This window comes from Brevibacterium sp. AGC70, assembly GCF_057334195.1.
In genome coordinates this window covers 204,948-217,759 of sequence record NZ_JBHFIH010000017.1, presented here as the reverse complement: position 1 = coordinate 217,759, position 12,812 = coordinate 204,948, and the positions used below count along the sequence as shown (strand labels likewise).

General features: G+C 62.9%; 13 protein-coding genes and 1 pseudogene. 6 read left to right on the top strand and 8 right to left on the bottom strand.

Translation table 11 applies throughout. The features are described from left to right. The first annotated feature begins 75 nt into the window (after window positions 1-75). Window positions 76-1,137: a phosphatase PAP2 family protein gene (locus ACE03M_RS15275; RefSeq protein ID WP_260847917.1), complete on the top strand. Its 1,062-nt coding sequence runs from the start codon at window positions 76-78 to the stop codon at window positions 1,135-1,137. Between the two features lie 22 nt (window positions 1,138-1,159). Here ACE03M_RS15275 and ACE03M_RS15270 read toward each other — a convergent pair whose 3' ends face one another. Beyond that, window positions 1,160-1,588, bottom strand: a complete 429-nt coding sequence (locus ACE03M_RS15270) for an MmcQ/YjbR family DNA-binding protein (RefSeq protein ID WP_143920885.1) — start codon at window positions 1,586-1,588, stop codon at window positions 1,160-1,162. Window positions 1,589-1,671: 83 nt separating this feature from the next. Between ACE03M_RS15270 and ACE03M_RS15265 the strand changes: the two genes are divergently transcribed. After that, complete coding sequence (locus ACE03M_RS15265; RefSeq protein WP_485934873.1) at window positions 1,672-2,661, top strand: asparaginase domain-containing protein; 990 nt, start codon at window positions 1,672-1,674, stop codon at window positions 2,659-2,661. A 3-nt stretch (window positions 2,662-2,664) separates the two neighbouring features. Here the strand turns inward: ACE03M_RS15265 and ACE03M_RS15260 are convergent, their stop codons facing one another. After that, entirely contained in the window at window positions 2,665-3,687 is a 1,023-nt protein-coding gene (locus ACE03M_RS15260) for an Lrp/AsnC family transcriptional regulator (protein ID WP_143920887.1), read from the bottom strand. A 189-nt stretch (window positions 3,688-3,876) separates the two neighbouring features. Between ACE03M_RS15260 and ACE03M_RS15255 the strand changes: the two genes are divergently transcribed. Together ACE03M_RS15255 and ACE03M_RS15250 are read left to right on the top strand one after the other, a co-directional pair. Further along, window positions 3,877-5,199: an Nramp family divalent metal transporter gene (locus ACE03M_RS15255; protein WP_485934872.1), complete on the top strand. Its 1,323-nt coding sequence runs from the start codon at window positions 3,877-3,879 to the stop codon at window positions 5,197-5,199. Further along, window positions 5,199-6,641, top strand: coding sequence for an amidase (locus ACE03M_RS15250; RefSeq protein ID WP_485934870.1), 1,443 nt, complete (start codon window positions 5,199-5,201; stop codon window positions 6,639-6,641). The genes ACE03M_RS15255 and ACE03M_RS15250 overlap by 1 nt, the downstream gene beginning before the upstream one ends. 5 nt (window positions 6,642-6,646) lie before the next feature. Here ACE03M_RS15250 and ACE03M_RS15245 read toward each other — a convergent pair. Then, window positions 6,647-6,955, bottom strand: a pseudogene (locus tag ACE03M_RS15245) (substrate-binding domain-containing protein); the annotation flags it as partial. An 8-nt stretch (window positions 6,956-6,963) separates the two neighbouring features. On the opposite strand from ACE03M_RS15245, the gene ACE03M_RS15240 reads away from it, so the two are divergent. After that, window positions 6,964-7,224: an FGGY-family carbohydrate kinase gene (locus ACE03M_RS15240; protein WP_485934868.1), complete on the top strand. Its 261-nt coding sequence runs from the start codon at window positions 6,964-6,966 to the stop codon at window positions 7,222-7,224. Between the two features lie 131 nt (window positions 7,225-7,355). Here the strand turns inward: ACE03M_RS15240 and ACE03M_RS15235 are convergent, their stop codons facing one another. Both ACE03M_RS15235 and ACE03M_RS15230 read right to left on the bottom strand, forming a co-directional pair. Continuing rightward, a complete protein-coding gene (locus ACE03M_RS15235; protein ID WP_485934867.1) occupies window positions 7,356-8,378 on the bottom strand; it encodes an NADP-dependent oxidoreductase in 1,023 nt (340 codons plus the stop codon). Window positions 8,379-8,455: 77 nt separating this feature from the next. Then, window positions 8,456-9,256 carry a DUF402 domain-containing protein gene (locus ACE03M_RS15230; RefSeq protein ID WP_485934865.1) on the bottom strand — a complete coding sequence of 267 codons (801 nt, stop codon included), beginning with the start codon at window positions 9,254-9,256 and terminating at the stop codon, window positions 8,456-8,458. A gap of 105 nt (window positions 9,257-9,361) precedes the next feature. Here ACE03M_RS15230 and ACE03M_RS15225 point away from each other — a divergent pair, with 105 nt between their 5' ends. Continuing rightward, window positions 9,362-10,309, top strand: a complete 948-nt coding sequence (locus tag ACE03M_RS15225; RefSeq protein ID WP_143920896.1) for an amidohydrolase family protein — start codon at window positions 9,362-9,364, stop codon at window positions 10,307-10,309. 36 nt (window positions 10,310-10,345) lie between these two features. On the opposite strand, the gene ACE03M_RS15220 is transcribed toward ACE03M_RS15225, so the two are convergent. From ACE03M_RS15220 to ACE03M_RS15210, 3 genes are all read right to left on the bottom strand, one after another. Continuing rightward, window positions 10,346-10,885 (bottom strand): DUF421 domain-containing protein, encoded by a 540-nt coding sequence (locus ACE03M_RS15220; RefSeq protein ID WP_143920897.1) that lies wholly within the window; start codon window positions 10,883-10,885, stop codon window positions 10,346-10,348. Window positions 10,886-10,927: 42 nt separating this feature from the next. After that, on the bottom strand, window positions 10,928-11,713 hold the full coding sequence (locus ACE03M_RS15215; RefSeq protein ID WP_143920898.1) for an SDR family oxidoreductase: 786 nt from the start codon (window positions 11,711-11,713) through the stop codon (window positions 10,928-10,930). 115 nt (window positions 11,714-11,828) lie between these two features. Then, on the bottom strand, window positions 11,829-12,812 hold the full coding sequence (locus ACE03M_RS15210; protein ID WP_143920899.1) for a hypothetical protein: 984 nt from the start codon (window positions 12,810-12,812) through the stop codon (window positions 11,829-11,831).

The window sequence follows — 12,812 nt, the reverse complement described above, 5'->3', positions numbered from 1 at the left end:
TTCATGTTTTGTTCAGCTCGTGACACCGGCCACTGGATTCGGCATAACGATACCGAATTGTTATACCGTGTGCCGATGACTCGGATACGACGATGGCCCTACACCTTCGCCATGCTGCTCTCTATTGTTGTCGCCATGGTTGCCCTTGCTTCTTCGATCTACCTCGGTCGGCCGCTCCGGGACCCGGACGGCTTCCTCGGACCCGCCTACATCCGGATGCCGTTGTTGGCGCTGCTGTTCTTCGGCGTGGGCATCGTCGTGGATGCGGTGAGGACGAGCGGTTGGAAGCATCTGCCCAGCGGGATGCTCGAAGTCGTGAGAAACGAGTGGAGTCTCCGTCGTATCCTGTGCATCACCGCGGGCATGATGAGTTTCTACATCTGCTATCTCAGCTACCGAAACCTCAAGAGTGACCTTCCGACCTACCGGGAGGGAGTTCTCTACGACCAAGAGCTTTCGCATTCCGATCTGTGGTTCAGCGGGGGAATCAATCCCGCTGTGTTCCTGCACGATCTGTTCGGCACCGGGTTCATGGCCGAAGTGTTCTCTGTCGTCTATCTCGCCTATCTCCCGCTGATCCCCATCAGCCTCGGGGCAGTGCTCATCCTCAATCGCAACCTCGCCATCGGTGCCTGGTATGCCACAACGCTGTGTCTCAACTGGGTGCTGGGCACGGTCAGCTACTACATCATGCCTGCTCTTGGGCCTGCATTTGCCCGGCCTGAACTCTACCGCGGCCTGGCCGATACCGGGGTCACCGAGTTGCAGCAGTCACTGATCTCCACTCGTCTTGATGTTCTTGCCGACCCGGTCGGCAGCGGACAGATTCAAGGCGTGGCGGCGTTCGCCTCGTTGCACGTCTCCGTGACATTCGCAGCGGCCCTGTTCATGATGCACACCCGGCAGAAGCCTGTGATACAGACGCTGATGTGGATCTTCTTCGGGGCCACGGTAATCGCCACACTCTACTTCGGCTGGCACTACATCCTCGATGACATCGCCGGCATCGTGATCGGCTGGGCCGCCGTCACTCTGGGTGCTTGGGTCACTGGGAACCGGAGAAAGCGACCTCAGCAGAGCGCAGAACCGGGCGCCGTCGAACATCGCGAGGAAACGGCACTCGTCGACGCCGCCTGACGGATGCGGGGCGCTGACCGATTCATGTCGCGTCCCTCCCACCGAAGGTCTTCGGGTCGACGGGTCGGTCCTTCTTCGGCAGCTTCGCCACAACGAGGCAGTAGGACTCGAGGACGAGATCATGGAGCAGGTCAGCGTCGAGGATGTTTCCCGCCGCACCGTCTGGGCTCTCGCTTTCGGCCGTGCCAGCACCCGCCACGGTGATCCAGTGCTTCTTGCTCATGTGATATCCGGGAGTGATCTCCGCATAGGCATCACTGAGCACCTCCCCGTCCAGCGGATCGATCTTGAGATTCATGCTGGGCACACCGCGCAGCTCGAAGGTCATCATGAACATCTTTCCGCGCACCTTGTACACGGTGTTCTCCGGCCCGAACGGGTGGTCGATCTCCACCGACGGATACTGGATCGCCTGGTCATGAGCGAGTGCGAGCACGGTGTCAGGGTCCATGCCTGGAGATTAGCAAAGGGCCATGACACCGAACCCGCTCACCAGCGCCGAACCTGCAGAGCAGTGCCGATAGAATCTTGCCCATGTCGCAGAATGCTCCCCACCTCCTTGTCGCCGCCCTCGGCGGAACCATCGCATCGACCTCGAACCAGTCGGGAGGCGTGGCCCCGGCCCTGAGCGGAGCCGAGATCGCCGCAGCCGCCGGCTTCGACCAGATCTGGCCGGACCTGCAGGCTGACTTCACCCAGGTGTCACAGGTCTCGAGCGCCAATGTCACCCTCGATATGCTCTTCGAGGTCCGAGAACTGGCCCGCGCGACCGTGGCCGACGGCATCGTGCTCACTCAGGGCACCGACACTCTTGAGGAGAGCGCCTTCGCCCTCTGGTTGCTCAATGACTCCGCTACTCACATCGCAGCCACCGGAGCCATGCGCAACCCGACTCTGCCTGGCGCCGATGGACCGGCAAACGTGCGCGCCGCCGCGCTGACGGCGCTCTCTCCGTTGAGCGGTGGACTGCCCTCAAGTCTGGTCTTCAACGACGAGATCCATGACCCGCGTTTCGTCCGCAAGTCCCACGTGACCTCGACAGCAGCATTTTCCTCCGGCCCGGTCCTCGGCGCGATCGGGTGGATCAGCGAGGACACAGTCCGCCTCCCCCACGCGCCCGCCGCGAGTGTCTCCCCGTTCGCAGGACTGCCCCGTCCGGACACGGTTGCGAAGGTCGCCCTCGCCGAGGTGGGGATGGGCGAACCCGGGGAGACACTGACCCAGCTCCTCGGCTCCGGTTTCTCCGGTGTCGTCATCGCCGGTGTCGGTGGCGGCCATGTCCCTGAACATCTGGTGCCGGCGGTGACCCGCCTCGGCGAAGAAATGCCCGTGATCTTGGCATCGCGGCCAGGCTCGGGCGCGAGCCTGACCCGCACCTACGGCTACCCCGGAGGCGAGATCGGGTTGCTCGAATCTGGCCTCATCCCGGCCGGGATCCTCGACGCCCGCAAGGCCCGCATCGTCCTCAGCCTGGCGCTGAGCTTCAACCTCGACCCCGCCGAGGTGTTCGCCTTCTTCTCTTGAGCCTCAGACCTCGAATTGGATGCGGGAACGCTTTGCCGATCTCAGCACGACCGCGGTCTCGACGCGATCGACGTGCTTCATCATCGGATGGTTCGCGAGCACGGTTCGCAGGTCGGCCCGTGAAGCGACGTCGAGTTGGATGAGGATGTCGAACCGGCCGGTTGTGAGCATCGCATTGCGAATCCTCGCTTCGGCTGCCACCATCTGACTCACCTGAGTCAGATGGCGCGGCGTCACCGACAGACGCATGACTACCGTCATCGGCAGCCCGACGCGACGTGGTGCGAACACTGCACGGATCGCTATCTGGCCGCCGGCGACGAGTTTGGACATTCTCCTCCGCACGGTCGATTCCGAGACGCCCGTGGTCCGGCTGAGGTCGACGAACGTCGCGCGTCCGGACCGAGTGAGCTCGGCGCAGAGCTTCTCGTCGACCGTATCGAGTCCTGGTACGTTCGGCCGCACCTCATAGGCTGGGGTGACGAACTCGTTCTGCTCGGCCAGGTTCTCCGACTCCGCTGGTGCGAGGACCCCCGGATCCCAGTCCTTGGCTACTCTCAGGTAGTCGAGCGAAGGATTCGTCCGCACTCTTCGCGCACCGGGAATGGCCTGCAGTTCGTCGATGACGACCTCAGCAAGACCGATGTCGGGAACCGTGACTTCGCCGACGAGGTCCGATCGTCCGGTGGTGAGATGGAGCCAGCTGACATCCGGTCGATTCGCGAGCGCCTTGGCCGCCATCCTTACCGATCCCCGCTCTGTTTCGACCTCGACGATGGTACCGGGTGCTCCGGCAGATACGGCCACCACGCGCACAAGACCGCGATCGATCATCTCCTGCCCCCGTCGCGCGACGGACCTCTCGTGCAATCCCAGTGCTTCGGCGATCTGCGGCCAAGAAGCGCGGGGGTGTATCTGCAGAGCGGCAAGGATTCGCGCCGAGTCCGGGTCATCGATCGGCTGGAGGGACCGACGGCCGAGCGGATGACGAACTTCCGCCACCGGGTCCTGCGATGTGGGCGACATAAGTCATCATTCTGTCAGATTCCACCACTGGCTCCCACAGTCATGTCGAATATCGGCCACTGACCTACGGTGGGGACACAACTTTCCGTCGCAAGGAGAACTCGCACTCCACCGGCGCGGGTGCGTCGATGGCACCGGTGCGGCAGGAGCATCTCAGTAACACCACCGATCTCAGCAAAGGAGCAGATCATGAGTTCAGGGACGACACCGATCACCGGCGCCGAGGTGCCGACGAAGTCACGAGTAAGCGAACCTCCGCGAACCTGGGCGGGCAAGATCCGCATGATCGGACCCGGCATCGTGCTCGCTATGGCCAGTGTCGGTGCCGGTGACATGGTCACGACGCTCAATTCCTCCTCCCAGTTCGGACTGGGTCTGATCTGGGTCTTCGTCGTCGGTCTCATCCTCAAATACGGCCTGACCGAGGCCATCGCTCGGTTGCAGCTCACAGGCAGTCGCACCTTCCTCTCCCACCTCACGGACCTCGGCGGACGTTTCCTGCCTGCAGTGTTCCTCGGCATCGTCTTGCTCGTCGGGTTCTTCTACGGCTCCGGACTCACCGCCATCACGACGCTGACCATGCAGGCGCTCATTCCGGGTCTGCCGTATTGGCCGACCTTCGTCGTCATCGTGGCCTCGGCTGTGGTCCTCATCGGGATCGGTCGCTACAACATCGTCGAGTCCTCAATGCTCGGGTTCGGCGTCCTCATGTTCTTCGGCATGATCTGGATTGCGGTCGCCTCGGCGAAGGTGGACGGAGCCTCCCAGGCAGCTGTGGAGACGATCGCGCCCACTCTCCCTGCCGGCTCTTTCATCACAGTCCTCTCACTCATCGGCGGTGTCGGCGGTGCTGTCGGAATCATCGCCTACGCCTACTGGATTCGGGAGAAGGGATGGAACGGGCCGCAGTGGAAACCCGTCGTCCGGATCGACACAATCTCCAGCTACATCTTCATCGGCGTCTTCGCAGTGGCGATGACCGTTGTCGGGACCTTCCTCCTCCACACGACGAAGACGTCGATCGGTGGAAGTGATGCGATCATCCCGCTCGCCGACTCGCTCGTCCCTCTGGCCGGCGACATCGGCAGGCTCGCGTATCTGCTCTGCCTGATAGCCATCGTCTACTCTTCGATCCTCGGTGGCTTCTCGGCGATCGGGTACCTCATCTCCGACGCTGTTCGTGTCCTTCGGCGCATCGATGACTCAGAGGCCGATCGGTCGATGGCCCCGTCTTCGCTGCCGTACCGGCTCACGCTCGTCTACGTCCTCATCTGCTCGCTCGTCGCCTCGACCCTCGGCGAACCGGTCGCCCTCGTCATCGTCTACGCAACGGTGAGCGCATTCGTTCTGCCGATCCTCTCGATTGCTCTGCTCTTCTTGCTGAACCGCCGCACGGTTCCCACAACACTGCGCAACGGCTGGCGGTCGAACACCATCCTCGGTGCCTGCTTGGCACTGTTCGGCTTCCTGGCGATAGTCCAAGTTCTCGAAAGCTTTGGAGTGACACTTTGATGACCCGCACACCTGCAGATGCCCTCGCCTCTCCGTCCGAGCTCGTCGACTCGACCGCAAGCAACCTCGTGGCGCTCATGAAACGTGGAGAGGCCTCGGTCGTCGAGGTCCTCGAAGCACATCTCGCACGTATCGATGAGACGAACGAGCGCGTCAATGCGATCGTCGCGCTCGATCCCGAGCGGGCGCTGGAAAACGCACGGCAGCTCGACAGAGCGTTCACCCGCGACCGGGAAGAGCTGCCTGCTCTGTACGGGTTGCCGATGGCTCACAAGGACACTCTCCCCGTGGCTGGCTGGGTGTCGACCTCGGGGTCGACGGTGCATGCGAATCGTGTTCCTGCGGTGGACCACATCGTCGTCGAGCGCGAACGTCGCGCCGGTGCGGTGACCATCGGACGCACGAACGTTCCCGAGTTCGGCCTCGGATCGCACACGTTCAACCCCGTCTACGGGCAGACGCACAATCCGTGGAATCTCGCACGCAGCGCCGGCGGCAGCAGCGGTGGAGCGGCAGCGGCGCTGACGGCACGCATGCTGCCCATAGCCGACGGCTCTGATACAGGCGGTTCGCTTCGCACACCCGCATCGTTCTGCAATGTCGTGGGTCTGCGGCCGTCCGTCGGCACCGTCCCGAGCTGGCCGGATCCCACACCCTGGTCGCGGCTGTCGGTCAAGGGCCCGCTCGCACGAACCGTACGCGACCTCCATCTCCTCCTCTCCGTCCAAGCAGGTGAGGATCCACGCTTTCCAGGTGGTCGCCACGTGGCTCTGGGACCGTTGCACCACAGCCAGTCCATCCGCAGCGTCCGTGCAGGCTGGAGCACCGACTTCGGCCTCGGACTTCCCGTCGAACCCGAAGTCCGCATGGCACTCGGCTCTGTGATCGAGACGATTGCGACCGCCGGAGCCGCGATCACAGAGGAGGTTCCCGATCTCTCGGGGGCACCGCATGCCTTCTCGGTGCTGCGAGCCTGGCAGATGGAGGCGACGCTCGGACCAATCGTCGATGCGCATCGTGAAGAGCTCGGCGCCGCGGTCATCTGGAACGTCGAACTCGGCAGAGCGCTGAGTGGGCCCGAGGTGGGCGCGGCAGAACTCCACAGCGCGGTGATCAGCGAGCGGATGCGCAGGTACTTCACCGAGTACGACTTCCTCCTGAGCCCCGTCGTTCAGGTCGCCCCATTCGACGGCCGTCTCGACTACCCTCACGAAATCGACGGGGTTGACATGCACGACTATCTCGAGTGGATGACTCTGCCGTCGACGATCACGATGACCGGCTGCCCTGCTTTGTCATTGCCGGTCACGTTCACGACTGACGGGTTACCGGTCGGTCTTCAAATCGTGGGTCCGCCGGGCAGCGAGCAGGGGCTCCTGGAGTTCGCCGCCGCAGTCGAGGAGATCTTCGACGTCACTGGCCGCCAACCGTCGATCGCCTGAGGTCCTCAGACAGCTCGGGTCGACTGCCGAACGACGAGTTCGGGTGTGAACTTCTCGTCCCGATGGACCTGCTCACCCGAAGCGTTCTCCGCCAGCAGGGATTCGACGGCGGTGCGTCCGAGCAGGTCCGCCGGCTGCCGAATCGAGGTCAACGGCACGATCGTCGAAAACGCGTAGTCGATGTCGTCATAGCCGATGAGCGCAAGATCCTCAGGGATGCGCAACGCGGAGAACATGATGACCGCCTGCATGAAACCCACAGCAAGCAGGTCGTTGGCACAGAAGACAGCATCGGGTCGCTCGCACATCCACCGGCGATGAGGTGGTCGAGCGCCATTCGTCCGCCTGCGACACCATCTACGTCGTCGGGGGCGGATCGCAGAACGCACTGCTGTGCCAGCTGACGGCGAACCGGACGAGCCGCCCTGTCATAGCCGGACCAGTCGAAGCGACCGCGATCGGCAACCTCCTCGTCCAAGCCCGAACCATGGGCCTAGTCGAGGAGGACGCCTCATTGTCGGATCTGCGTGAGATCGTGCGGCGCTCGTTCCCAGTCACGAAGTACCTGCCTGTGACGACCTGACCCAAAGGCGACATTCGGGCACGAGAGATGGCCTGAAACTGAAACAGTTGGTAAGTTCTGGTCGAAAATCATACGAAATTCGACCAGAACTTACCAACTGTTGATGTTGCCTGAAGCGCCGCGGGGCTGATTCAGCTCTCGGCGCCGACGGCCACGACCATCTTGCCGAAGTTGCGGCCGTTGAGCAGGTCGTTGAAGTACTCGGGAGCCTTGTCCAGTCCCGGGCGAATGTCCTCGCGGTAGCGGACCTTTCCTTCCTTGATCCAGCCGCTCATGTCGGACAGGAAGTTCTCATGGTGCTTCTCGACGAACTCTGTCTGGATGAAGCCGCGGACGTTGAGTGACCTCGTGAGGATGTTGCCCATGAGCGCACCTGAACGGTCCGGGCCTTCGGGCAGTTCGGTGAGGTTGTAGTTGGCGACGAGTCCGCAGACAGGTACGCGTGCATAGGTGTTCAGACGTGGCAGCACTGCCTTGAACACGTCTCCGCCGACGTTCTCGAAGTAGACGTCGATGCCCTGCGGAACCGATTCTTTGAGCTCGTTCTTGAGGTTGCCCGTCCTGTGGTCAAGTGCCACATCGAACCCGAGCTCGTTCAGGTGGGCGACCTTATCGGGCCCACCGGCAATGCCGACGGCCTTCGCGCCCTTGATCTTCGCGATCTGGCCGACGACGGAGCCGACGGGGCCGGTAGCAGCAGCGACGGCCACAGTCTCGCCTTCCTGCGGGCGCCCGATCTCAAGGAGTCCTGCGTATGCGGTGAAGCCAGGCATGCCCAGCACACCCAACGCGGTGCTGACGGGGGCGACTTCGGGATCGAGGCGGCGCAGGTATGCAGCCTTCTCAACGGAGTACTCCTGCCATCCGCCATAGCCGAGGACTGTGTCTCCGGTGGAGAAGTCTGACGAGTTCGATTCGACGACCTCTGAGACTGTGGCGCCAACCATTACATCGCCGACCTCAGCCGGCTTCGCATAGGACTTCGCATCCGACATCCGACCGCGCATATAAGGGTCGAGTGAGAGGTACAGGGTCCGGAGCAGAACCTCACCGTCCTGCGGCTTCGGCAGTTCTACCTCGTCGAGCAGGTAGTTCTCAGCAGTGGGTGTTCCTACTGGTCGGGAGTTTAGGAGAATCCGGTGGTTAGTCGTCATGGACATGATTCCTTTCATCGACGCCGTGCACTGTCTGCGCACGGTCGCTGCTGGTCTGCGGGCTGGAACTGTAGTGTTCAGATCCAGTCCTTGGTGTAGCAACCACTTCGAATCCGCTGATGTTCCTGATTCTGCGAAGAATTCGTTGTCGTCCGCGACACCAGACTGCGTGCCATCGTCTCCCACTTCGAATCGAATGCCCAGGTGAACTCGCCGAGGTGGTCAAGCAGCTTCGCACCATTGCTCCGGATGATGTCCGTCCACTCACGCGGCCAAGCACCGTAGTTCGCTGCGGCGGCGAGCTCGTCGACGTCTTTGAACACCGCCCCGTTCGGGTTGAGGCCGGCCGTATTGTGCAACGGCATGCTCGCGACGGGGAACGTGATATCGAGGATGTGATCGCTGGTGTACAGGGCAACACTCGTGCGGCGATGGGTGGCTTCGAGGTTGACATACCAATCCGCACGAACTGTGCCATCGACAGCCGGTTTGAGCAGCACCCACACGGAGAACGGAACTCCGGGCGGGACGATCTTGAGCACCCCGAGCCCGCGCCACCTGCCGGGAACATTGATGCGCCGAGGCGCCTCGGCGGGCGGGCGGAAACGGGCACGCAACGGAACGTCGTGGGGATTCGAATCCTCCCAGCCGACGATCCTCGTATCGGTGGTCTCGGTTCCTCCGGCCGTCCACAGCACGGCACCGTCCGGCCCGTCCTCGATCACACGCATCGGCCGGCGCACCTCGGCGTGGTCGCGGTCGAAATCGAATCGTCGAAACGACCACGTCACGGTATCGCCGGGCCTCCAGAAGGGCCCCTCACCCACGTGACGTGTGCCGGGTGGGACGTCGATCTCGTACGGATCGGTGAACTCCATACCGGCAGTCTAAGTTCACGTCATGAGTGAGGGCTGGACACACACGAAAGCTCATTTCAGCCACCGTTTCAGCCCGCTCAGCGGCCACCGCCTAAGGTGGTGGGCATGGACGACTTCACACTTCCCGATCGCAAGGACGCGACTGATCACAGCGAGACGACCGCGGCCGAACCTCCACGCACCGATGCCGACATTCCGGGCTACCTCGAGACTCTGGGCATCCCCGGCCTCGCCGATATCCACATCCACTTCCTGCCGACCAACGTCCTCGACAAAGTGTGGGCATACTTCGACGCCGCCGAAGCCAGCTATGGCTATCCGTGGCCGATCCACTACCGCTATGACACGGAGACCCGCCTCCAGATCGTCCGTGACCTGGGCGTACGTGCCATCCCGGCACTGACCTACCCGCACAAACCAGGCATGGCCGCCTGGCTCAACGAGTGGAACCGCGAGTTCGCCGCCGCCCACGATGACGTCATCCACTGCGCAACGCTCTATGCTGAGCCGGAATCCGCTGGTTATGTGCCCGAGGCGTTGGCGGCCGGAGCCCGGCTGTTCAAGGTCCACATCCAGGTGGGCGGCTTCTCCCCCGATGACCCTGTGCTCGATCGCGCATGGGCTGCACTGGCCGAGGCACAGGTGCCCATCGTCATCCACGCTGGCTCCGAGCCGCTGCCCGGCACCTACACCGGACCGCAGGCGGTGGCCAAGGTGCTCGAGCGCTACCCATCCCTGCAGCTCGTCATCGCCCACATGGGCATGCCCGAATATGGTGCGTTCGCGAGCCTGGCCGAGGATTACAGCGGAGTCCACCTGGACACGACGATGTACGTGTCAGGGTTCTTCTCCTCCCCCGCCGAGGTGGACCCGGCTTACCGTAATCGCTTGGCTGGTCTGCAGGACAAGATCATCCTCGGCTCGGACTTCCCGAATATTCCCTACCCCTATGCGGATCAGATCTCGGGGCTGGCAGGGCTGAGACTCGGCGATGACTGGATACGCTCGGTGCTGTGGCGCAATGGTGCGCGGGTCCTCGGGCTCGATCGCTGAGCGGCAGAGATCTCAGTCTCTGCGTGGCCGCGGGGCTCAGCTCTCGTGGGGAATTCGCTCAGCTCCGATGACGCCGCGCAGCATCTCGTCATCGATCGGCACCCCTCTCCGGGTGACGCTGATCTGACCTGTGGGCTCGAGGATCACGCATGCCACCTCGGCGCGCTGTCGGATTCCCGCCATTCGCAGCTTCGAATACACTTCGGCGGGGTCGACATGGGCCCTGGCAAGGTTGTCGAACAGCAGCTCGCTGCCTGCCATGAGTACAATCGCGGGACTGTTGACGACGCCGGCAATGCGATGGAAACGGCGGGCCTTTCCGGTCAGAGCCTGGAGGATCAGCAGAGTGGCCAGGGCCAGGAGACCAGCAAAGAGGGTCGGAGTGTCACCGAGGATCGAACGACCGACGATCGCACCCAAGGCGATGATGGCGGCAAGGTCGAAACTCGAGAGGCTCGCGAGCGTCCTTTGGCCGAATACGCGGACGAGAATAATGATGCCGAGGTAGAAGGCAATGCAGGATACGACTATCCTCACCGCATCGGTGCCGTCGAGTCCGAATTCCAGCCAGTCCATGTATTTCCTCCCGACTGGATACTACAACTTCATGTCTGCAGCTCAGCGGGAACGGATCCATTCATCGACGGTGACGGCGGAGAGCCTCGGCGAATCGGGGATGAGGCCATTGCCGGACATCGATCCTGGGATCGGAACGGAAACGATCTTCGGGATACCTCTCGTACGGGGTCCCCCACTCGGACCTGCTCCGTCACTTACGGCCGAGTCTGCGTCGGCCGCCGCGGTCCTGCGCGCGATCGTCGGAAAGTCGCTGACCTCGGGGCCGGCGACCTCGATGGTTCCGCGTTCTCCTGCATCGATGGCCTCGGCCATCATTCGAGCGGCCTCGTCCGCGGCCAGGGCCCGGACTCGCATCTTCGGCACGAATGCCACCGGACCTGCGGTGAACGTCATTGTGTCAACAAGCTCGAACCATTGGGCTGATCTGAACATGAGCAGCTGGTCGGCGGGGATCAGTCTGCGATAGACCCGTTCCTGCAGCTCTTTGGCCTGGTAGTAGCCGAGCAGCTTGGACTGGGCGACCTCAGGCTTGAAGGCGATGGACAGACACACCATCGCTGCTCCTGGGTTCTCTGCCGCGGCCAGGGCGATCGACCGGGAGCTGCGTGAGAAGAAGTCAAGTGCCTTGTGCCGGTTGTTCGTCATGAAATTGACGCAGTCGACGAGGACATCGCTCCCCTCGGCAGCCTCGGTGACTCCCTCTCCGGCATAGGTGTCGACCCCGATTCCGCGGTGGGCCGCGATCACCGAGTGCTCACGTTCACGCAGGTGTGCCACGAGTCTGCGGCCGAATGTGCCGGTGGCTCCATAGACGGTGATCTGCATGTCTCATCCCCTGGATTCGGTATATCGGCGACTGTCGAGTCACAGGGCCAGCGGAACGCTGACCGAATGGCGGTGCCCGCCGGCGGTTGCGCCGACGGGCACCGTAGGCACCAGTCTAGTTCTGCTCGATGGTGATCGTACCCATGTCGGCGCTTGCGGAGACGGGGATGACCGTTTTGCCCTCGGCACCCTTCGAGGCCCTCGCAGCGTCGTACTTCTTGAGGTCCCTGGCCAGATCCACGCTCCCCTCATTCGAGTTCGCGTTGATGCGGTAGAACAGATCCTTGGAGTCAGCGGCACTGCCGTCGTCATCCTTGGAAGCGGCGGCCTCGGCGGCCATCCTCTCCTGGGCCAGGTCCAAGCGCGGCAGGCGGATGTCGATCGTGCCTTCGTCAGCCTTGGCAACGATGCCGGACATCGGAACCATGTCGTTGGAGAAATCGAGATCGATCGTACCCGTCGAGGTCACCGCGTCGACGTGATCGCGAACATTGAGATTCGAACCGTTGAGTGTGCCCACACCGGTCTTGGATTCGATGGTGTCGAAAGTCCCGCTCAGGTCAGTCATTCCGTAGTCGGTCGACGTCTGCAGACGCTCGGCCGAGCCGCTGACATCGACGGCGCCGCCATCTGTCTTCGCGACGATCTCCAGGTAGTCACCTACGACGTCGATGGCACCGTAGCCGCCGTTGAAATCGAGTTTCATCTCCTTCGAGGTCTTGGCAGGAAGGGTGACCTCGATCTGGGCGTTCTCGAGGTTTCGCTGATCGTCGACGGACACTGTCGACGCGTCCCCGGTCCCTCTCACCTGCAGCGTCGGTGCTTCGTCGCGGGGCCCGGTGGCGGTGAGCCGGACAGTCGGCTCATCGGTCTCGGTGGTCTTGACGGTCACCGATGCGGTGGTGTCGAGGAGGAACTTCAGGTCCGTGACCGAGGTCGACAGCGGCTTCGAGACGTCGAGCTTCGCGTAGTTCAGACGAGAGGCTCCGTGCGCGACGCTGAAGGCGATCGGGACGAGGAGGACGACGAGCGCGGCGATCGTGATGATCACTCTCATGCTCGCGCGGGTGGATTCGCTGACGTGGACTGTGGCAGGCAT

Coding starts and splice junctions, on each gene's coding strand:
- ACE03M_RS15275 (WP_260847917.1), top strand. CDS start 76: ATGACTCGGATACGACGATGGCCCTACACCTTCGCCATGCTGCTCTCT.
- ACE03M_RS15270 (WP_143920885.1), bottom strand. CDS start 1,588: ATGGACCCTGACACCGTGCTCGCACTCGCTCATGACCAGGCGATCCAG.
- ACE03M_RS15265 (WP_485934873.1), top strand. CDS start 1,672: ATGTCGCAGAATGCTCCCCACCTCCTTGTCGCCGCCCTCGGCGGAACC.
- ACE03M_RS15260 (WP_143920887.1), bottom strand. CDS start 3,687: ATGTCGCCCACATCGCAGGACCCGGTGGCGGAAGTTCGTCATCCGCTC.
- ACE03M_RS15255 (WP_485934872.1), top strand. CDS start 3,877: ATGAGTTCAGGGACGACACCGATCACCGGCGCCGAGGTGCCGACGAAG.
- ACE03M_RS15250 (WP_485934870.1), top strand. CDS start 5,199: ATGACCCGCACACCTGCAGATGCCCTCGCCTCTCCGTCCGAGCTCGTC.
- ACE03M_RS15235 (WP_485934867.1), bottom strand. CDS start 8,378: ATGACGACTAACCACCGGATTCTCCTAAACTCCCGACCAGTAGGAACA.
- ACE03M_RS15230 (WP_485934865.1), bottom strand. CDS start 9,256: ATGGAGTTCACCGATCCGTACGAGATCGACGTCCCACCCGGCACACGT.
- ACE03M_RS15225 (WP_143920896.1), top strand. CDS start 9,362: ATGGACGACTTCACACTTCCCGATCGCAAGGACGCGACTGATCACAGC.
- ACE03M_RS15220 (WP_143920897.1), bottom strand. CDS start 10,885: ATGGACTGGCTGGAATTCGGACTCGACGGCACCGATGCGGTGAGGATA.
- ACE03M_RS15215 (WP_143920898.1), bottom strand. CDS start 11,713: ATGCAGATCACCGTCTATGGAGCCACCGGCACATTCGGCCGCAGACTC.
- ACE03M_RS15210 (WP_143920899.1), bottom strand. CDS start 12,812: ATGCCTGCCACAGTCCACGTCAGCGAATCCACCCGCGCGAGCATGAGA.